Here is a 19,953-nt window from a genome sequence, read left to right on the forward strand (position 1 = left end):
TCCAGGCATTACTACACTCTGGATAGGTCTCAAACGCTTTAAAGATATTATGCAAGCGTACAATACTTTTAAAGATGTGTCCACACGATAGTCCCATGGAGGGGTGGCGAAAATTCTGAAGAATTTTTGACGGGGTGGTTCGAGAAGTTCTACTATTCAATCACGTCATGTGATTGACCTATCTTTATCAGCAGTCATCAAACGAAGAAACCAATAATAAGTTATCTAAAACCGACATAGGAAACTGAAGCGTTTAGTTAAGAAAATCCCACTGTTTGAGCGCGATACAAATATTGAATCGAAGAACAAATTCCCAATTCGCACGAGTTTTGGGATTTTTAGAGAATAAAACTATTTTTTAGCCTTCAGGTTTCCAAGTCTTGAACTTTTGTTTAATTACGTCGAAATAACATTCATCGACTAAAAGGAGATAATCTTCGATTTCAAGACAAAACAAAATTATTAAGAAACAACATTGAGATTCTTCAGAATGACAATCTTTATAACAATTTGAACCCTGAGCGCTCAACAATCAAATAATCTATAGATAAATAACATACCTAAAACTGACATAGGAAACTGAAGCGTTAAGAAAATTAAAAATTATTTCGTTAAAAAATTCCCACTGTCCGAAGCGCGAGAATAATAACGAATCGAAAAGCTAAGAGTGCATTCGCGCAAGTTTTGGGAATTTTAGGAATGATTTTTAATTTTTAGCATTCAGATTCCAAGTCTTGAATTTTTCTTTCTTTTGTTTCAAGACAAAAGAAAAATCAATTTATTAAACTAGTTAAATGTACACCAACATCAATCATCCTAAATTTGCTTTATCAAAACAAATAAACAAACACCAGATATGGACAGAAAAGATTTTTTAAAGAAAGGATTATTGGGAACAGGAATGTTCGTGGCATCAGCATCCCTGGGAAATACCATGAAAAATGAAATCGATGAAATCGAACCCCTCGAGCCGATCGGATATAACCATCTTCCTAATCCCGAGTCAAAGATCAAAGATAATTCCGTTATTCACAAAGCAGATTCCAGAGGAAAGGCCGACCATGGCTGGCTGGTGAGCAATCATACGTTCAGCTTTGCCAATTATCACAATCCGGAAAGAATGCACTTTGGAGTATTAAGAGTTTTAAATGATGATAAAGTAGAGGCGGGCAGAGGCTTCGGAACCCATCCGCATGACAATATGGAGATTATCAGTATTCCGCTGGAAGGTGACCTCGAACATAAAGACAGCATGGGAAATACCGCAGTCATCCGAAGCGGAGATATCCAGGTGATGAGCGCCGGAACCGGGATTATGCACAGTGAGTTCAACAAAAATGATGATCAACAGGTAAAATTCCTTCAAATCTGGGTGTATCCGAACAAAAGAAATGTGACACCGAGATATGATCAGATCACGCTTGACAAAACAAAAAGCAAAAATAAATTTCAGCAGATCCTTTCTCCTAATCCGAATGATGAAGGCGTGTGGATTCATCAGGACGCATGGTTTCATTTGGGAGACTTTGAGAACAATACAGAAGTAAGTTATCAGGTTAAGAAAAAAGGAAACGGTGTTTATGCATTTATCATTAAAGGAAGTGCCGAAATCGAAGGACAGCCTTTAGAAGAAAGAGACGGCTTCGGCGTTTGGAATATTGAAAATCTTCAGATCAAAGCAACCTCAGAAAATACAGAAATTCTTTTGATGGATGTGCCGATGACGATGTAAATAAAATTAAAATTCATGAACTAGCTTCATAATTATTGTTGGTAAGCTCTCTTTTTTAAGGGAGCTTTTGTGAATTGTCCAATTCTATTGGGTTTTCGCCATCCTTATTTTTTTCTCTTTCCTTTTGTTTATTCCTTATGATTTCCTGCCCTTGGATGATATTGGTGTCAGAATTTGCAAGTACACCGAGCGGATTATAAATTGCATTTTTTAAAGCTTCTTCAAACTTCGACTGAGTTGTTTCAACTGCATTCGTATAGCGGTTTTCGTATATGTTAACTAGTTTTCCTTTTAATTTTGAATTTGGTGTTGATTTTACAAGTTCAAAATCATAATCCCCTTTATCTTCTGTTATTTTTACAATTAACCCGGGTAAACCACTAAATTTATAAGGACCATACGGAAATGGAATCTCAGTTGAATACCATGCAATCCAGTTCCTTCCTTTGTAAGTAACTTTAGCTTTTTTACAATTAATTGTATTAATTATTTTTGTTTCATTAATAAGTTCCCAATCTTTTATTATAGACTCTTTATAAGCAAGCAGTGACAGTGCAACCCTTTGGAAAAATTGTAAGCTTTCACCGGACTGTATTATCGTATAAGGAAATTTTGTTTTCGGTGCCGATACTCCTTTTGAGCTTAAAAGACGATCACCGTTTTCTAAAGTTTTTATTGGAATTGCCTGAAATATAGAATCTCTTTTCAATGATTGAAGACTCGCAAAAAAAGCATAATTATCACTTATTTGCAATGAGAAAAATTCTTCGTGTTTATTATTAGGAGTTAATGTATTCAATTTAGCTTTTAATACATAGATAAACTCTCCACGCAGACTATCTTTTTTATTTAATTGAGAAAAAAGTAAAATACTAAAAAAGAACGCTAATAACTGAAGTGTTTTTTTACAGTAATACATAATTTATAATAAATTGCACTTATAATGCAAACATTGTATTATAAGTGCACAATTTCTTATTTACAATAGTTAGATTCAAGTGCTTCAAGCCAAGCATTTGCTTGTGCCGGTGTCCAGTCCTGAGTTGTTGTAGCAATCATACCGCAAGAAGTTTCAGCAATCCACACCTGTCGCTTTAAAAGTTTCACAGATGCTTTAAAATTCTTTTGAGATTTTGAATTTTTAAAAACCTTCAGTTCCTTTTTAATGGAGGTTGTTTCTGCTTTTTTTGCTGGGTTTATTTTAGCATTTGCCATACCAGCTACTACGATTGCCATTGTTAGCATTAAATTTTTCATCATAATTTAATAATTGTCATGTTTTTCCTACTTTTTTTATTAATATTTCAACGAAGAAATTCTAATTTCCTTTTGGAGGCAGGTTTTCGGATTAACTCCTACCTTATGTATATTGCGCAATAATCTAGAATAAGAATTTACCTATAAGAATATAGTCATTCAACTGTACGCAAATCTAAAATTATTTTTTTCAACAAAGTATGAATAATTTTAATTATTATATTATGTTAATAATTAGTTTAATGTATGTTTTTAGTTAAATAAAATCTATAATTTATAAGAAATGCTAATTTTATAAATGTAATTAATTAACGGTATAATTTTATTAAATAAATAGGAAATCCTGTGTCTATAATTATTCTAGAAAATAATGTATTGCATCAAAAATAAACTTTGGCAACTTCAGACACAAAGCAAGCAACTCGGGATATAGTTGTAGCAACTCTGGGAATAAAACGGGCAACTCTTAAATAGATTCTTTCAACTTCAAGTATGAAACAAGCAACTTTGAGTATGAAATTCCAAACTTCGATCATACTTCTAGCAACTTCAGCGATATTTTTAGCAACTTTGGATAACATTCTTACATCCGCAAGTTACATTTTTACGATTTCGGGTTACATTCTTACGACTTCGGGTTACATTCTTACATCCGCAAGTTACATTCTTACGATTTCGGATTACATTTTTACGACTTCATGTTACATTTTTGCGACTCCATATAACTTTCTTGTGATGTAATTTGTATTTGGAACGATGTAAACTTTATTTCTATCATTGTAAAATCAGGATATTGCTTGCAAGCTATAACTCACGCCCTCAACGATCAACCAAAAACCATCAACCATCCGCCGATAACAAATTAGCAAAATCCAAAAAAAATCCCGATTTTTGTCCCTCTTCAAAATCCCCGAACATTCATGAAACTTTGTATTGCCGAAAAGCCAAGTGTTGCCAGAGATATCGCCAAAGTGTTGGGTGCCACCACTCCCAAACAGGGGTATATGGAAGGAAACGGCTATTGTGTGACATGGACTTTCGGGCATCTCTGCACTCTTAAGGAGCCCCACGACTACGGTCCGCAGTACAAATCCTGGAACCTGTTTCTGCTGCCCATTATTCCCAACAACTTCGGAATTAAATTAATTCCCAACAAAGGTGTTGAAAATCAGTTTAAGGTCATTGAAAGACTGGTCGCCGAATGTGATGAGGTCATCAACTGCGGGGATGCCGGCCAGGAAGGAGAACTGATCCAACGATGGGTATTACAGAAAGCGAAATGCAATAAACCTGTTCAGCGTCTCTGGATTTCATCACTGACCGAAGAAGCGATTAAAGAAGGTTTTGCAAGCTTAAAACCAGCCGAAGACTATAAAAATCTTTACTTAGCAGGAAATGCCAGAGCCGTGGGTGACTGGCTTTTAGGAATCAATGCCACAAGACTTTTTACGAAAAAGTTCGGAGGAAATAAAGCCGTCCTTTCTATTGGAAGAGTGCAGACCCCAACACTGGCCATGCTTGTCCAACGTCAGAAAGAGATCGACGCCTTTACCGTAGAAGAATACTGGGAACTCAAAACCCGATACAGAGACGTGATCTTCAATGCTGCTATTGATCGTTTAAAAACCCTGGAACGCGCCGAAAAAGGTCTGGAATATTTAAAAGAAAATATTTTTGAGATCGTTTCCTTTGAAATTAAAGAAGGAAGAGAAAAAAATCCGAGACTGTTTGATCTTACCGGTCTTCAGGTGGAAGCTAACAGAAAGTATGGCTATTCCGCAGAAAGCACCCTGAACTATATTCAGAGTCTCTACGAGAAAAAACACGTCACTTATCCGCGTGTCGATACCACGTATTTATCAGAAAGCTTATATCCGAAAATAGAAGGCATCCTTAGGAAAATGTATTTTTATCAGGAGCTGATAGCGCCTTTGCTTGAAGCACCTATTCCCAAATCGAAAGCGGTTTTTGATGACACGAAAGTTACGGATCACCACGCGATTATTCCTACGGAAGTTCCGCCTTCCCAGAATCTCAGCCGCGAAGAAAAACTGATCTATGATTTAATTGCTAAAAGGTTTATCTCTGTTTTTTATCCTGAATGTAAAATCTCCAATACTCTTGTTGAAGGCAAAGTAGGAACCATCCCCTTTAAAACCAGCGGAAAGCAGATTCTTGAGCCTGGCTGGAGAACTGTTTACGCCAAAGAGCCGAAAGATGAAACCGAGAAAGAAAAAGATAAAGAGGAAGAACAGACTATTCCTGAATTTACCGTAGGAGAAACCGGTCCGCACGATCCGATGATTCACCAGGGAAAAACTTCACCACCGAAACCTTACACCGAAGCAACACTACTTCGTGCCATGGAAACCGCAGGCAAACAGGTGGAAGACGAAGAGCTTCGTGAATTACTTAAGAATAACGGAATAGGAAGACCGTCTACTCGTGCCAATATCATTGAAACGCTTTTCAAAAGAAAATACATCGAAAAGAAAAGGAAAAACCTCATCGCCACCCAAACCGGAATTCAGCTGATCGACACCATTGAAGACGAACTTCTGAAAAGCCCCGAGCTTACCGGTGAATGGGAACTCAAACTTCGCAAGATCGAAAGCGGGGAATATGAAGCCAATCATTTTAAAGAAGAACTGATCCAGATGGTAACAGAGCTTACGGAAAAAGTAGTTTACGGAAAAGGAAAAGTGATCAGTCTGGAAGAAGAAAAAATAGTTAAGGAAAAGAAAAAACGGGAGCCCGCAGTTAAAAAAGAACTGCAGTCCTGGGAAGATACAAAGTGTCCGAAATGCAAAGAACATCATCTGATGAAAGGAAAAACAGCTGTTGGATGTTCAGATTTCAAAAACTGCGGATTTAAAGTTTCATTCGAAATTTTTGGCAAGAAGCTTTCCGATAAACAGTTGATGGATCTTGTCCTTAAAGGAAAAACCTCAAAACTGAAGGGTTTCAGTTCGCATCCTGAAAGCTTAACGGAAGGCGTTTTATCTATGGATGAAAATTTTGCGGTAGTTCTTATTTAAATTTACTCAGATCCATTTATAATCATTAAAAATTTAAAACAAAAAGAATCTGCACAATCAGGATAATCTGAGCGAGAGGCAATAGTGTAGAGTCTCTTTTAATATGGGTAAATTTCCTACCTTTAATCTCAGTTAAAATATTGCAAAATGAAAAAAGTACTTTCACTGATTACCCTTATTATTTACAGTATCAGCTTTGCACAAAACAATAATTTCGGAAAAAATCCAGCAGCAGGAAACATCCTACACCTGGCAGATGCAGATATCTACTATGAAGTTTACGGTAAAGGTGAACCATTGTTTTTACTTCACGGAAACGGAGGAAGCATAGATGCATTTTCCAAGGAAATTCCCGAGCTCTCAAAGCATTTTATGGTAATCGCCATGGATACTCGCGGACAAGGTCAAAGTACTGATACCTCCAAAGAACCGTTGACCTACAGAAAGTTTGCCGATGACGTAAAAATGCTTGCCGACGAACTCAATTTAAAGAAAATAAATATTCTCGGATGGAGCGATGGTGGTAATACCGGAATCGAATTTGCCATTAAATATCCTCATCGTGTAAAGAAAGTGATTACCAGCGGCGCTAATGTTTTTCCGGACGGAGTAGGCGAAAATGAAGTGCTGGCCATGAAGAATGATGTTGCCGAAAAAAGAGCACAGCAAAAACCCGAAAGTGAAATCAGGCTTATTCAGCTGATGATTGATGAGCCTAAAATTACAAAAGAACAGCTTAACAATATCAAAGCAAAAGTGCTGGTAGTAGCCGGTGAAAATGACCTGATCCTCCGTTCTCATACGGAATATATTGCCAGTGAAATCCCAAAATCAACACTGAAAATTTACAAAGGAGCATCCCATGGCGTTCCTGTTGAAAGAGCCGAGGAACTCAGCAGAGACGTGATTGAATTCATCAATAAATAATGATGGCATATTCTTTTCACTTTTGAAATTCATTGATAACGAAAATATTTTTATGACCCCTGAAAAAAAACAACTCATTACCGATAGTTTTCACCGCTCGGAAACTTTAAAATTCTACAAAGCTGAACTTTTGGCAGTTGAAACCGACTTTATTTCCATGAAAATTCCTAAAATGGACCTTATGACCAGAAAGGCAGGAATGTTCAATGGAGCGATGATTGCTTCCCTTGTGGATGTTTCTTCCGGATATGCTGCGGTAAGTCATTATGAAGAAGATTGCTATGTTGTGACGGTAGAATTGAAAGTCAATTATTTAAGGCCTGCGATTGGGGATGCTCTTGTATCTAAATCGTATGTGATAAAAGGTGGTGCTAAAATAAGTGTCATCCGTACAGAAATTTATACCAAAGAAGAAAACGGTGAATCTGAAAGTCACGTGGCAACTTCATTGGTAACGATGATGAAAATAAAGTAAACTTTACAGGAAATTTGTTATATTTAATGTAACAAGTTTGAACAAATCAATGAATTAAAAAAATAACATTATGAACTTAATTATTCGTCTGCTGATAACAGCAATTGTTGCCTATCTTCTTACCATGATTTTACCTGGAGTACATTTCTCAGGATTTGGAGGAGCTATTATTTTTTCTATCGTTCTGGGAATTTTAAACCTGATTGTAAAACCAATTCTTAATCTTTTCGGACTCCCTTTAACGATCATTACTTTGGGATTATTTGCCCTGGTGATCAATGCAATTATCATTCTTATTGCAGATTATTTCATCGACAGTATGGTGGTTGATGGCTTCTGGTGGGCACTGATCTTCAGTATTCTTCTTTCTATAATTACTTCTTTAGCTAATTCTATGTTCTCCGACGGAGACTAGATCTCATACATATCAAAGGTTGATAAAGAGTGGACTGCGGTTCACTCTTTTTATTTAAAAATGATAAATAAATCTTACCTTTGAAACCTTTGAATTAAACAAAATTTATGAAGTTTTATATTTCATAATCAAAAAAGATATCAATAATATGAAATTTAAGTACAGTCTGCTGGCTTTGGCAGCTCCGCTCTTAATGAATGCACAAAAAGTAATGACGCCTGAAATTTTATGGACTTTAAAAAAAGTCGGAGTACAGGCCGTTTCACCCGATCAGTCTTCACTTATTTATAAGGTAGGACAGGTAGATCTTACAACCGAGAAAACGAAAAATGAAAACTATTTTCTGAATACGATTAATAATCAGTCTGCTAAAGTCGACTTAGGTAAAAAAGCATTGATCCAGTGGGACAAAAACGGAATTTATGCCCAGGAAGGAGATAAAATTTTTCTTTCTAAAGACAATGCAAAAACCTGGACTGAATTTTATACCATTGGTGAAGCTGATAACATCGTAATCTCTCCGGACGGTAAAAAAATAGCCTTCAGCAAACAGGTTTTGGTGGAAAAAGTAATGGGGAAAGATAAATATCCCGATACCCCAAAAACTACCGCACAGGTGTATACAGACCTGAATCACAGACACTGGGATTATTTTAATGAAGGAAAATACAACCATGTTTTTGTTGTAAACATTTCTGATAAAGCTGAATCTGCAAAAGATCTTCTTGAAGGCAAAATGTGGGATTCACCGCAGCGACCTTTTGGTGGAGCAGAAGACTTCATCTGGAGTCCGGATTCTTCCCAGCTTTTATATGTTACAAAACCTAAAAGCGGAAAAGAGTATTCTACAAGCACCAATACAGATATTTTCGCATATGATCTTGCTACAGGAACCACTAAAAATTTAACGGAATCTAATAAAGGATATGATGTCAACCCTAAATTCAGCCCGGACGGGAAATCCCTGATCTGGCAGAGTATGGCCAGAGACGGCTATGAAGCTGATAAAAATGATGTGAAAATCCTTGACTGGAAAACCGGTAAAACAACAAATCTTACTTCAGGTTGGGACGAAAGCGTTTCCGGAGATGTATTCTGGAGCGCAGATTCAAAAATGATCTATTTTACGGCAGCTTTCAGAGGAACCAAACAGCTGTTTTCGTTAGATCCGAAAAATGCTAAAGTTCAGCAGATCACAAAAGGTGATTTTGATGTCAATGAAATTTTTGCTGATCAGAAAAAGTCACTTTTAGTCGGACGAACAGACATCAATCACGCGACAGAACTCTTCTCTGTCAATGTAAAAAACGGAGAAATGCAGCAGGTGACCGATGTTAATAAAGATACCTACGCAAGTCTTTCTCAGGGAAAATCTGAACTTAAAATGGTGAAGACCACCGATGGTAAAGAAATGGGGGTCTGGTTTCATTATCCGCCCAATTTCGATCCGAATAAAAAATATCCGACTTTGGTATATTGTCAGGGCGGACCGCAATCTGCTTTAACTCAATTCTTCAGCACAAGATGGAACTTTGCTTTAATGGCTGCCAACGGATACATCGTTGTCGCACCAAACAGACGAGGAATGCCTGGCTGGGGAACAAAATGGAATGAAGAAATATCAAGAGACTGGGGCGGACAACCGATAAAGGATTACCTTGCTGCAACCGATTATGCGAAAACATTACCTTATGTTGATGGGGAAAGAGTAGCGGCAGTCGGCGCAAGTTATGGCGGATACAGCGTGTTCATGCTTGCTGGAATTCACGAAAACCGATTTAAAACGTTTATCGCGCACGACGGGCTTTTTGATATGAAATCATGGTACCTGACGACAGAAGAGCTATGGTTTGCCAACTGGGATTTAGGTTCTCCTTGGGAAAAGCCTCTTCCGAAAGCTTATACTGAATTTAATCCAAGCAATTTTGTTGATAAATGGAATAAACCGATCATGATCGTTCAGGGCGGAATCGACTACAGGGTTCCCTACGAGCAGGGGCAAGAAGCATTTCAGGCTGCAAAACTGAGAGGACTGAAATCTAAATTGGTGTATTTCCCGAACGAAAACCATTGGGTACTTCATCCACAAAATGGTTTGGTTTGGCAGAGAGAATTCTTTGACTGGCTGAAAGAAACATTATAAAATATCAATAGGAGCGGGCTTTAGCCCGCTTTTTGTTTTCAGAATCAGGAACGGCTTTAGCCAAAATCTATAAAATTCAGAGTATGCAAAACAGAATTTCTTCTTTCCCTCCGATTATTGATAATAATTCTAAAATTCTAATTTTAGGATCCATCCCCGGCGTAAAATCATTAGAAAAACAACAATATTACGCCCATCCTCAAAACAAATTCTGGAAAATTATATTTGAATTATTTCACGAAGAATTTACAGAAGATTATGCGGAAAGAATTGGTCTGCTGAAGAGAAACCATATTGCACTTTGGGACGTTATTGATTCTTGTGAAAGAAAGGGAAGTCTAGATTCTGAAATTAAAAATGAAGAAGCCAATCAGATTGAAGAACTTTTGGAAAATCATCCGAATATCCGGGCGATCTTTTGTAATGGTGGAAAATCCTTCAAAAATTTACAGAAAATTTTAGGTAAAAATTTCAGAATTCCAATTTATCAGATGCCTTCGACAAGCCCGCTTCATACAGTTTCCTTTGAAAAAAAGTTAGACGAATGGAAAAGCATTTTGGAATTTCTAAAATAAAAAAAGCAGAAATAAAAGTATCTCTGCTAAAATTTATTTAATCTTCATTGCTTTATCTTTCGATCCTGTAGACTTCCTCATACGGCTGAATCAATACCCATCCGTTTCCTGAAAACTTCATCTGGAATTCTTCGCCACTACCTCTTCCGATAAGACTTTTAAATGAAACGTTGGTTTTTAAATCCGGGGTTAAATTTCCCGACCAGGCTACGGTTGCATTAGGATCTGTAAAAACCGGTGCATCGGGTGTAACCATTAAAGTTAAAGGTTCTCCGTGCGTTGTAATTGCGATATGTCCTGTCCCGGACAAGCGTACCTGGAAAAGTCCACCAGACATCACTCCTGCAATACTTTTCAACATCGTAATATCACTTTTTATGCTTTTTTCATGAGCCAATACATCGTTCCCATTTACACATACCGATTCGTTGTTTAAATAAAGAATACGCACTTTTTTACCTTCGTCGGCAACATATAATTTTCCGGTACCTTCAGCTTTCATAAGCCTTGCTCCTTCACCGCTGATCGCTTTCTTTAGCAGATTTCCCAAACCTCCGGAAAGCATTCCCTGTCTTTCAAAATTAATATTTCCCACGTAACCGACCATACTTCCTGTCTTCGTCCATACGGATTGATTATTAAGATTAATTTCTAAAAGTGCTGGTTTTTCAAGTTCAAAATAATCCCTCTGTTCAGGTTTTTCTTTTGTCTCGTTGACGAAAGATTCTAGTGAATATTTGCTCATAGGTGTAAAATTTTAATCGTAAAATACAATTTTCATGTTTAATATTCACCTTGAAATCACGGTTTTTTGCTTGATTGCAAATAATACTTGACAAAGGGGTATCTAATGTCGTATATTTGCAGTCCGAAAATTACACCTTGTAATTTGATAATTTTTAAACCGTAATTTAAAAAATGAAAACATCAGATTTTAATTTTGATCTTCCTGCAGAATTATTGGCAGAACATCCATCCGAACACAGAGACGAAGCGAGACTAATGGTTTTAGACAGAAAAACTGAAACCATCGAGCACAAACTGTTTAAGGATGTTGTTGATTATTTTGATGAAGGGGATCTTTTTATCTTCAATAATACCAAGGTTTTCCCGGCACGTCTTTATGGAAATAAAGAAAAAACAGGCGCTAAAATTGAAGTTTTCTTATTAAGAGAGCTTGATAAAGAAACTCGCGTTTGGGACGTTTTGGTAGATCCTGCGAGAAAAATCAGAATCGGAAATAAACTATTCTTCACTGAGGACGAATCTTTGGTTGCCGAAGTTATTGATAACACGACATCAAGAGGAAGAACATTAAGATTCTTATTCGATGGTTCGTACGAAGAATTCAGAGCTAAATTGAAGGAACTGGGAGAAACTCCGCTTCCGAAATACATCAAAAGAGATGTTGAACCTGAAGATGCTGAAAGATATCAGACCATCTATGCGAAAGTGGAAGGAGCCGTTGCTGCACCTACTGCCGGTCTTCACTTTTCAAAACATTTGATGAAAAGACTGGAAATCAAAGGAATTGATTTTGCTGAAGTGACGCTTCACGTTGGTTTAGGTACTTTCAACCCGATTGAGGTGGAAGATCTTTCCAAGCATAAAATGGAATCTGAAGAGATTTTCATCGATGAAAAAAATGCTCAGATCATCAACAATGCTGTAGATGCTCATAAAAGAGTTTGTGCTGTAGGTACAACAACGATGAGAACATTAGAAACTTCGGTATCTTCAAACAAGAAAATCTCTGCATTCCACGGATGGACAAATAAATTCATTTATCCTCCACACGAATTCGGGGTTGCGAATTGTATGATCACAAACTTCCACACGCCGAAATCAACATTAATTATGATGATTGCAGCATTTGCAGGAAGAGATTTTATAATGCACGCTTACGAAGAAGCCGTAAAAGAGAAGTATAAATTCTACTCTTACGGGGATGCAATGCTAATTTTGTAATTGGATTAATTTTAAATTATAGATTATAAATTTTAGATTATTTTCAACTTTTGTATATGAATTTAATCTAAAATTTATAATTTAAAATCTATAATCATATTTTGAAAGACATCAGAACTTTATCACTCGACCAGCTCAAAGATTACTTTGTTTCTTTGGGAGAAAAGCCTTTCCGTGCGAAACAGGTGTACGATTGGCTGTGGAGTAAAAACCTCCATTCGATTGATGAAATGACAAATCTTTCGAAAAGTCTTCGCGAAAGAATTTCCGAGGAATATACGATCAATCCCGTTTCTGTCGATCTTCTTCAGAAAAGTACGGACGGGACTATTAAAAATGGCGTAAAACTGCACGACGGGTTGCTCGTGGAATCCGTTTTAATTCCGACAGAAACCAGAACGACAGCCTGCGTTTCTTCACAGGTTGGATGTTCTTTAAACTGTGAATTCTGCGCAACGGCAAGACTCAAAAGAATGAGAAACCTTGAAGTTGCCGAAATCGTAGATCAGGTTGCGTTGATCGACAGCCAGAGTAAAATGTATTTCAACAGGCCGCTTTCCAATATTGTGTTTATGGGAATGGGCGAGCCGATGATGAACTACAAAAACGTGGTAGAGGCCATCAGGAAAATTACCCAGCCGGAAGGTTTAGGGATGTCTCCGAGAAGAATTACCGTTTCTACATCAGGAATTCCCAAAATGATCAAAATGCTTGCTGATGATGATTTGAGGGTAAAACTTGCTCTGTCACTTCACTCTGCAATTGAGTCAAAACGCAATGAGATTATGCCTTTCTCAGATAAGTTTCCTTTGACAGAAATTATGGAAGCACTTCAATATTGGTATCAGAAAACAGGCTCAGTGATCACGTTTGAATATTGTGTCTGGAAAGGAATCAACGACGGCGATGAAGATATCAAAGCATTAATCAAATACTGTAAGCAGGTTCCTTCTAAAGTTAACTTAATTCAATACAATCCTATTGGTGACGGCAAATATGACCAGTGCAACAAACAGGCAGAAGAAGATTATATTCGTCAGCTTGAAAATGCAGGGATTGTCTGTGTCGTAAGAAAAAGTCGTGGGGGAGACATTGATGCCGCGTGCGGCCAACTTGCCAATAAAACAGCGGATTAAAATTTCATTAAAAAAATCAAAAAAAATTCTTAACGTTTTCTTAAAATCCTAACTTTGTACAAAATCAGGTAACAATGATGGATTATTTTGTAGGCAAAGACGGCCTTGAAAACGTTTATGCCTGGTCAATTCCGGTTCATGCTACAATTATTCTTGCAGAGATGATCTATAGTCATGTCGCAGAAGCAAAACTGTACAACGGTAAAGATGTTGCTACAAGTATTTATCTCGCGGTGCTCAACTTCGGGTTAGACGTTGTAATGAAAGCTTTTGCCATGGGGGTCATGTTTTTCTTTTTCAATCACAGGCTTTTCTCATGGGACTACACGGTTTGGTATTGGCTGATCTGTTTTGTGGTAACAGATTTTGCTTATTATGTTCTTCACTACGTCGATCATCATTCCAGAGCATTCTGGGCAGTTCATATTACGCATCATAACTCCGAATATTTCAACCTGACAACAGGTTTCAGAAGTCCTGTTCTGCAACCTCTTTACAGATATTTGTATTTTTCTCCGTTAGCTTTTTTAGGATTTAATCCATGGCATATTATGGTTGTTTATGCGATCGGACAGGTCTATGGAACATGGGTTCATACCCAGACAGTGAAAAGTATGGGTGTTTTGGAATATATACTGGTTACACCTTCTCATCATCGTGTTCATCATGCCTGCAATATCAAATATCTGGATAGAAATATGGGAATGTGCCTGATTATCTGGGATAAAATGTTCGGAACCTTTGAAAAAGAAGATCCAAATGTACCGGTAAAATATGGTATTTACCCTAAAATGCCTGACAACAAGCCTGATACCGTTCTTTTATATGAATGGCGAAAGATCTGGAAAGACATTAAACAACCGGGATTAAAATTCTCAGACAGAATTAATTATATTTTTAATTCTCCCGGATGGCGACACGACGGAACCGGAAAAACAGTAAGACAATATCAAAAAGATTATTGGGCGAAGAAAAATAGGAAAAAAGAACAGATTGAAAAGAAATCGGCCTAATTTTTTATAATATTAATTAATTTTCAATGAAATCTATATACTCAATTCAGTCGGATTTTGTCAGTCTTTTTATTGGCTTATGTATATCAATCCTTCAAACCTTTATTGAGTGAAAGTCGCTTATTAAATACAAATTATAATTCAATATTAGGTTTTGCTATCATTTGCTGAGTGTTAACGCCTTTGCGAACGAAAAATAAACGCAATCATTTACAATAAAGCTTTGCGCTCGTTGCGTAAAAAAAGATTCTTTATGACATAAACTTGAATTAACATAAAAATTAAGGTCATTTATAATATTTTTACAAAATGAAAAAAATATTTCTGGCTTTTATTATTACAATCTCCGCTCCTTCTCCTGCTCAGCAGTCCGCTATTTTTAAAATCAGGAAATACAGAATAAGTTATCTGGACGAAAGAATTAAGGAAACCTCGGGTTTAAGCTTAATGAACGGAAAACTTTACACATTCAATGACAGCGGGAATTCACCCGAACTTTTTGAACTGGATAAAACAACAGGAGCAATTGTAAGTACAATAAAAATCAATGGTAAAAATAAAGATTGGGAAGCTTTAACCAATGACGGACAGTATTTTTATATTGGCGATTTCGGTAATAACAGCGGAACAAGAAAAGATCTGGAAATCTATAAAATACCCTTTAATAATAATTTATCTGAACATGCTTCAATGAGCTTGATTTCCTTTGAATATCCTGAGCAGAAAGATTTTGTTTCCAGGAATACTTTTACTGATTTTGATGCCGAAGCGATGATCTATCTGAATGGGAAAATCCACCTTTTTACCAAGGAATGGAGTTCAAAATCGACAACACATTATATTATTGATCCTAACCATCCGGATAAGCAGCAAGCCCAGAAAACAGAATCTTTCAAAACGAATTTTGTGGTTACCGATGCTTCTTATTTCAATAAAAAACTCTACCTCATCGGGTATACAAAGAAAACAGAAGTTTTTTTAAACATCTTTAGTGAAACTGCTCCAGGAGTCTTTTTCAACGAGGCTCCCAAAAGATATTATTTAGGAAGCGCTTTATCCATTGGCCAGATTGAAGGAATTGCTGTAGATGATAGTGGAATGTATATTTCCGGTGAGAAGTTTCATTCACCAATAGGCGGATCAAAGCAGAGTCTTTATTTTATTCCAAATGACAAGCTCAAGGATTAATAATTTAAACATTTGTATCATTTGCTGAACTAAGCGCCTTTGCGGACGTAAAAATATTCAAATAATTATATAATTCTCTGTGACTTTGCATTAAAACTAAAAAATTGATATTCGTATTAAATTACCTTAAAATTGACTGAAAAAAATTATCTTTGTTGGAATTAATAATTTATCCATCATCCAGAGATTGTGGCGAACACTGTAGAAGAAATCAAGCGACCGATCAATGAGGAAATGAAACTTTTCGAGCAGAAGTTTTATGAATCCATGCAGAGTAAAGTACCTTTATTAGATAAAGTCACGCGTTTTATCGTTACTACAAAAGGGAAACAGATGCGCCCCATGTTCGTTTTTCTTTGTGCAAAGCTTGTAGGAGATGTTAACGAAAAAACCTACCGAGGTGCTTCCATGATCGAGCTTATCCATACCGCTACGCTGGTTCACGACGATGTAGTGGATGAAAGCTTTAAACGACGCAACTTTTTTTCAATCAATGCCCTGTGGAAAAATAAAATTGCGGTTCTGGTAGGAGATTATCTTTTGTCGAAATCGGTTTTACTTTCAACAGACCACAAAGACTATGATCTATTGGGTGTAATTTCCAGAACGATCCGTGAAATGTCTGAAGGTGAGCTTTTACAGCTTGAAAAAGCCAGAAAGTTGGATATTACGGAAGAAGTATACTACGAAATTATTCGTCAGAAAACAGCTACTTTAATTGCTGCATGTTGCGAGATTGGCGTATTGTCGAACAACGCTGATGCAGATCTGGCAAAAAAAATGATGGATTTCGGAACCTATACCGGAATGGCTTTTCAGATTAAAGACGATCTTTTCGACTACCTGACCTCAAATGTAATCGGAAAACCGGTAGGAATTGATATCAAAGAACAGAAAATGACGCTGCCACTGATTTTCACATTGAGAAATGCTGACGAAAAGAACAAAAAATATTACTTCAATACAATCAAGCGTTACAATAATGATCAGAAACGTGTGAAAGAGCTGATCAGTTTTGTTAAAAGTTCCGGAGGGTTGGATTATGCTATTTCTGTCATGAAAGATTTTCAGCAAAAAGCCAAAGACATTCTCAACGAATTTCCTGATTCTGAAGCCAGAAAATCTTTACATATCATGCTGGATTATGTAATTGAGCGAAAATTTTAAATTAAATTATTTCCATCGTTACGATAATTACAGCTAAAACTATACAAAATAAAGCGATTAAAAATAAATAATCCGCAATAGTTTCAAACCGGAACCCCTGCTTTTCTCGTTGGGATCTTATAGCCAGAAAAGAAAAGAAGCAGCTGAAGGCGAAAAACAGGCAGGCAACTCCTGCAAATTCGTCCAAATGGGTGCTGTGACTGATCTTAGTGATCTTTAGGGAAGTGATAATGATCAGTGAAAACCCTAATAAATTGCTGGAAGCATTCAGAATATGAGTGGACTTCTTTTCCATTTTTACAATTTTTTTTCAATATAAATACAATTTTTTTTATTATCAAATTTTTAAAAAAGATTATTAAAAATTAAAATTAATTTAAAAAGTGTATATTAGCAAAATACTTCAAGAATTATAAAATTTTTTATCGGGCTATGCAGACAACCTATATTGAAACACAGCAAATTTCCTTTCAAGACTTTAAAAATCAGATACTTGAAGATTATAAGTTAGGAAGGATTTCTCGTGAAATGTCTTATTTAGGCAGAAGAGAAGTTCTTACAGGAAAAGCTAAATTTGGTATTTTTGGGGATGGTAAGGAACTTCCTCAGCTTGCAATGGCGAAAGTTTTCAAAAATGGAGACTTCCGTTCGGGATATTACAGGGATCAGACCTTTGCAATGGCTGTCAATGCATTAACTGTTGAAAGTTTCTTTGCTCAGCTGTATGCGGATACAAGTGTTGAAAGAGAGCCTGCTTCTGCGGGAAGACAGATGAATGGCCACTTCGCCACAAGAAGTTTAAATGAAGACGGAAGCTGGAAAGATTTAACGGCGCAGAAAAATATTTCTTCTGATATTTCCCCGACAGCCGGACAAATGCCAAGATTATTAGGATTGGCGCAGGCTTCTAAAATATATAAATCAGTAAAATTTGAAGGTTCAGAAAAATTCTCAAAAGATGGTAACGAGATCGCTTTCGGGACGATTGGAGATGCTTCTACTGCAGAAGGTCACTTCTGGGAAACGTTGAATGCAGCTTGTGCGCTTCAGGTTCCGATGATCGTTTCAATCTGGGATGATGGGTATGGAATTTCTGTTCCTACCATGAAGCAAAGAGCTAAAGCCGATATCGCAGAAATGCTGAGCGGATTCCAGAGAAAAGAAGGTGAATTCCAGGGATGTGAAATTATTCAGGTAAAAGCTTGGGATTATCCTTCATTACTGGATGCTTATGCCAGAGCAGAGCAGTTTGCGAGAGTAGAAAGCATTCCGGTGGTAGTTCATGTCGTTGAAGTTACACAGCCTCAGGGGCATTCGACTTCTGGATCTCATGAAAGATATAAAAATGAAGATCGTCTGGCCTGGGAATCTCAATTCGACGGTTTAGTTAAATTTAAAGAATGGATTTTAAATTATTCCATTGAAATTGACGGTAACGAAGAAGTTCTGGCAACTGCTGAAGAACTTGACGCAATAGATGAAGAAGCTAAAAGAAAAGTAAAGGCCGGCCAGAAAACTGCCTGGGAAAATTATCAGAGAACCATCACGGATTTAGTTCACGCTGTTTTACCTTTAGTTGAAAACCTTAAAGATCAGAATGCAGAAATTGAAAAATATATCAGCCAGTTTAATAAATTGGTTTCCAAGGCTAAAAAAGATGTTTTCCATTTGGTGAGAAGATCTTTACTGGCAACAAGAGGTACAAATTCTATAGAAAGAAACCAGCTGATGCAGAAGTACAATGAGATTTTTGAGGTTGAAAAAGACAATTATTCTTCTCATCTTTATTCCCAATCTCAGTGGAAAGCTGAAAACGTAAAAGAAGTAAAACCTATCTATTCTGAAAATTCTGAAGATGTTGACGGAAGGGTAGTGGTACGAAATAATTTCGATAAGATTTTTGAAAAATATCCCGAAACCTTAGTATTTGGTGAAGATGCCGGAAATATCGGTGACGTAAACCAGGGACTTGAAGGAATGCAGGAAAAATACGGTGAAGTTCGTGTTGCCGATACCGGGATCCGTGAAGCTACGATTTTAGGACAAGGTATTGGGATGGCGATGAGAGGTTTAAGACCCATCGCTGAAATTCAGTATTTAGATTATATTTTATACTGTTTGCAGGGGATGAGCGATGATCTGGCAACGGTTCAATACAGAACAAAAGGAGGTCAGAAAGCGCCTGTAATCATCAGAACAAGAGGTCACAGACTGGAAGGCGTATGGCATTCCGGTTCTCCGATGGCGGGAATTCTTAATCTTTCCAAAGGGATCTTGGTATTGGTTCCTAGAAACCTTACAAAAGCGGCCGGATTCTACAATACGATGCTCCAGAGTGATGACCCTGCTGTAATCGTTGAATGTTTGAATGGCTATAGATTAAAAGAAAAACAACCGGATAACTTAGGTGAATTCACGGTTCCTGTCGGAAAAATAGAGGTGACAAAAGAAGGAAAAGATGTTACTTTGGTAACTTACGGCTCTACCTGGAGAATTGTCATGGAAGCAGCAGAAGAGCTGGAAAAACTGGGAATCTCTGCAGAAGTAATTGACGTTCAGTCATTGATTCCTTTTGATTTAACCCATGAAATTGCTGAATCTGTAAAGAAAACAAACCGATTGGTGGTTATTGACGAAGATGTGGAAGGAGGAACCTCAGCATTTATTCTACAGCAGATTTTAGAAAAACAGAAAGCATTCAGATTCTTAGATTCTGATCCGTTGACAATTTCTGCCAATGATCACAGACCGGCGTACGCCAGTGATGGAGATTACTTCAGTAAGCCTTCTGCAGACGATATGGTAGAGAAAATATACGCCCTGTTTAATGAAACAAATCCTCAGAAATATCCTGCGATATTTTAACCGGAACTTTTAGATAAATTTTTGAAACCGCTTTCTTTGAGAGCGGTTTTTTTG

General features: G+C 36.9%; 18 protein-coding genes. 14 read left to right on the forward strand and 4 right to left on the reverse strand.

The window, feature by feature from the left end; translation table 11 throughout:
• The first annotated feature begins 856 nt into the window (after positions 1–856).
• Complete coding sequence (locus BMW64_RS19885) at positions 857–1,732, forward strand: pirin family protein (protein ID WP_090002380.1); 876 nt, start codon at positions 857–859, stop codon at positions 1,730–1,732.
• A 55-nt stretch (positions 1,733–1,787) separates the two neighbouring features.
• Here the strand turns inward: BMW64_RS19885 and BMW64_RS19890 are convergent, their stop codons facing one another.
• Together BMW64_RS19890 and BMW64_RS19895 are read right to left on the reverse strand one after the other, a co-directional pair.
• Entirely contained in the window at positions 1,788–2,651 is an 864-nt protein-coding gene (locus tag BMW64_RS19890) for a GLPGLI family protein (protein WP_090002382.1), read from the reverse strand.
• A gap of 56 nt (positions 2,652–2,707) precedes the next feature.
• Positions 2,708–2,992 carry a hypothetical protein gene (locus BMW64_RS19895; RefSeq protein ID WP_090002384.1) on the reverse strand — a complete coding sequence of 95 codons (285 nt, stop codon included), beginning with the start codon at positions 2,990–2,992 and terminating at the stop codon, positions 2,708–2,710.
• Between the two features lie 489 nt (positions 2,993–3,481).
• Here BMW64_RS19895 and BMW64_RS20530 point away from each other — a divergent pair, with 489 nt between their 5' ends.
• The 7 genes from BMW64_RS20530 to BMW64_RS19930 all read left to right on the forward strand — a co-directional run bounded on the left by BMW64_RS20530 (position 3,482) and on the right by BMW64_RS19930 (position 10,562).
• Positions 3,482–3,730, forward strand: a complete 249-nt coding sequence (locus tag BMW64_RS20530; RefSeq protein ID WP_143052744.1) for a hypothetical protein — start codon at positions 3,482–3,484, stop codon at positions 3,728–3,730.
• Positions 3,731–3,909: 179 nt separating this feature from the next.
• Positions 3,910–6,027: a type IA DNA topoisomerase gene (locus BMW64_RS19905; RefSeq protein WP_090002388.1), complete on the forward strand. Its 2,118-nt coding sequence runs from the start codon at positions 3,910–3,912 to the stop codon at positions 6,025–6,027.
• Between the two features lie 147 nt (positions 6,028–6,174).
• The gene (locus tag BMW64_RS19910; RefSeq protein ID WP_090002390.1) at positions 6,175–6,954 is read left to right on the forward strand and encodes an alpha/beta fold hydrolase; all 780 of its coding nucleotides are present in this window, start codon (positions 6,175–6,177) and stop codon (positions 6,952–6,954) included.
• Positions 6,955–7,006: 52 nt separating this feature from the next.
• A complete protein-coding gene (locus BMW64_RS19915; RefSeq protein ID WP_090002392.1) occupies positions 7,007–7,429 on the forward strand; it encodes a PaaI family thioesterase in 423 nt (140 codons plus the stop codon).
• Positions 7,430–7,499: 70 nt separating this feature from the next.
• The gene (locus BMW64_RS19920) at positions 7,500–7,844 is read left to right on the forward strand and encodes a phage holin family protein (protein ID WP_090002394.1); all 345 of its coding nucleotides are present in this window, start codon (positions 7,500–7,502) and stop codon (positions 7,842–7,844) included.
• Positions 7,845–7,992: 148 nt separating this feature from the next.
• Positions 7,993–9,987, forward strand: coding sequence for a S9 family peptidase (locus BMW64_RS19925; protein ID WP_090002396.1), 1,995 nt, complete (start codon positions 7,993–7,995; stop codon positions 9,985–9,987).
• 83 nt (positions 9,988–10,070) lie between these two features.
• Positions 10,071–10,562: a DNA-deoxyinosine glycosylase gene (locus BMW64_RS19930; protein ID WP_090002439.1), complete on the forward strand. Its 492-nt coding sequence runs from the start codon at positions 10,071–10,073 to the stop codon at positions 10,560–10,562.
• A gap of 52 nt (positions 10,563–10,614) precedes the next feature.
• Here BMW64_RS19930 and BMW64_RS19935 read toward each other — a convergent pair whose 3' ends face one another.
• Positions 10,615–11,307: an AIM24 family protein gene (locus BMW64_RS19935; protein WP_090002398.1), complete on the reverse strand. Its 693-nt coding sequence runs from the start codon at positions 11,305–11,307 to the stop codon at positions 10,615–10,617.
• A gap of 173 nt (positions 11,308–11,480) precedes the next feature.
• Between BMW64_RS19935 and queA the strand changes: the two genes are divergently transcribed.
• From queA to BMW64_RS19960, 5 genes are all read left to right on the forward strand, one after another.
• Positions 11,481–12,530: a tRNA preQ1(34) S-adenosylmethionine ribosyltransferase-isomerase QueA gene (gene queA, locus BMW64_RS19940; RefSeq protein ID WP_066439669.1), complete on the forward strand. Its 1,050-nt coding sequence runs from the start codon at positions 11,481–11,483 to the stop codon at positions 12,528–12,530.
• Positions 12,531–12,631: 101 nt separating this feature from the next.
• Entirely contained in the window at positions 12,632–13,666 is a 1,035-nt protein-coding gene (gene rlmN / locus BMW64_RS19945; RefSeq protein ID WP_090002400.1) for a dual-specificity RNA methyltransferase RlmN, read from the forward strand.
• A gap of 74 nt (positions 13,667–13,740) precedes the next feature.
• Positions 13,741–14,679: a sterol desaturase family protein gene (locus tag BMW64_RS19950; protein WP_090002402.1), complete on the forward strand. Its 939-nt coding sequence runs from the start codon at positions 13,741–13,743 to the stop codon at positions 14,677–14,679.
• Positions 14,680–14,988: 309 nt separating this feature from the next.
• On the forward strand, positions 14,989–15,867 hold the full coding sequence (locus BMW64_RS19955) for an SdiA-regulated/phytase-like domain-containing protein (RefSeq protein WP_090002404.1): 879 nt from the start codon (positions 14,989–14,991) through the stop codon (positions 15,865–15,867).
• A 189-nt stretch (positions 15,868–16,056) separates the two neighbouring features.
• Positions 16,057–17,034, forward strand: a complete 978-nt coding sequence (locus BMW64_RS19960; RefSeq protein WP_090002406.1) for a polyprenyl synthetase family protein — start codon at positions 16,057–16,059, stop codon at positions 17,032–17,034.
• Between the two features lies 1 nt (position 17,035).
• Here the strand turns inward: BMW64_RS19960 and BMW64_RS19965 are convergent, their stop codons facing one another.
• Complete coding sequence (locus BMW64_RS19965; RefSeq protein ID WP_090002408.1) at positions 17,036–17,329, reverse strand: hypothetical protein; 294 nt, start codon at positions 17,327–17,329, stop codon at positions 17,036–17,038.
• 137 nt (positions 17,330–17,466) lie between these two features.
• Here BMW64_RS19965 and BMW64_RS19970 point away from each other — a divergent pair, with 137 nt between their 5' ends.
• Positions 17,467–19,899 (forward strand): alpha-ketoacid dehydrogenase subunit alpha/beta, encoded by a 2,433-nt coding sequence (locus BMW64_RS19970; protein WP_090002410.1) that lies wholly within the window; start codon positions 17,467–17,469, stop codon positions 19,897–19,899.
• Positions 19,900–19,953 lie beyond the last annotated feature (54 nt).

Origin of the sequence: Chryseobacterium taichungense (assembly GCF_900109935.1) — a bacterium.
Taxonomy (GTDB): Bacteria; Bacteroidota; Bacteroidia; order Flavobacteriales; family Weeksellaceae; genus Chryseobacterium; species Chryseobacterium taichungense.

Excerpts from the sequence above, each read along its gene's own strand:
- BMW64_RS19885 (WP_090002380.1), top strand. The coding sequence starts at position 857 with ATGGACAGAAAAGATTTTTTAAAGAAAGGATTATTGGGAACAGGAATG.
- BMW64_RS19890 (WP_090002382.1), bottom strand. The coding sequence starts at position 2,651 with ATGTATTACTGTAAAAAAACACTTCAGTTATTAGCGTTCTTTTTTAGT.
- BMW64_RS19895 (WP_090002384.1), bottom strand. The coding sequence starts at position 2,992 with ATGATGAAAAATTTAATGCTAACAATGGCAATCGTAGTAGCTGGTATG.
- BMW64_RS20530 (WP_143052744.1), top strand. The coding sequence starts at position 3,482 with ATGAAACAAGCAACTTTGAGTATGAAATTCCAAACTTCGATCATACTT.
- BMW64_RS19905 (WP_090002388.1), top strand. The coding sequence starts at position 3,910 with ATGAAACTTTGTATTGCCGAAAAGCCAAGTGTTGCCAGAGATATCGCC.
- BMW64_RS19910 (WP_090002390.1), top strand. The coding sequence starts at position 6,175 with ATGAAAAAAGTACTTTCACTGATTACCCTTATTATTTACAGTATCAGC.
- BMW64_RS19915 (WP_090002392.1), top strand. The coding sequence starts at position 7,007 with ATGACCCCTGAAAAAAAACAACTCATTACCGATAGTTTTCACCGCTCG.
- BMW64_RS19920 (WP_090002394.1), top strand. The coding sequence starts at position 7,500 with ATGAACTTAATTATTCGTCTGCTGATAACAGCAATTGTTGCCTATCTT.
- BMW64_RS19925 (WP_090002396.1), top strand. The coding sequence starts at position 7,993 with ATGAAATTTAAGTACAGTCTGCTGGCTTTGGCAGCTCCGCTCTTAATG.
- BMW64_RS19930 (WP_090002439.1), top strand. The coding sequence starts at position 10,071 with ATGCAAAACAGAATTTCTTCTTTCCCTCCGATTATTGATAATAATTCT.
- BMW64_RS19935 (WP_090002398.1), bottom strand. The coding sequence starts at position 11,307 with ATGAGCAAATATTCACTAGAATCTTTCGTCAACGAGACAAAAGAAAAA.
- queA (WP_066439669.1), top strand. The coding sequence starts at position 11,481 with ATGAAAACATCAGATTTTAATTTTGATCTTCCTGCAGAATTATTGGCA.
- BMW64_RS19950 (WP_090002402.1), top strand. The coding sequence starts at position 13,741 with ATGATGGATTATTTTGTAGGCAAAGACGGCCTTGAAAACGTTTATGCC.
- BMW64_RS19955 (WP_090002404.1), top strand. The coding sequence starts at position 14,989 with ATGAAAAAAATATTTCTGGCTTTTATTATTACAATCTCCGCTCCTTCT.
- BMW64_RS19965 (WP_090002408.1), bottom strand. The coding sequence starts at position 17,329 with ATGGAAAAGAAGTCCACTCATATTCTGAATGCTTCCAGCAATTTATTA.
- BMW64_RS19970 (WP_090002410.1), top strand. The coding sequence starts at position 17,467 with ATGCAGACAACCTATATTGAAACACAGCAAATTTCCTTTCAAGACTTT.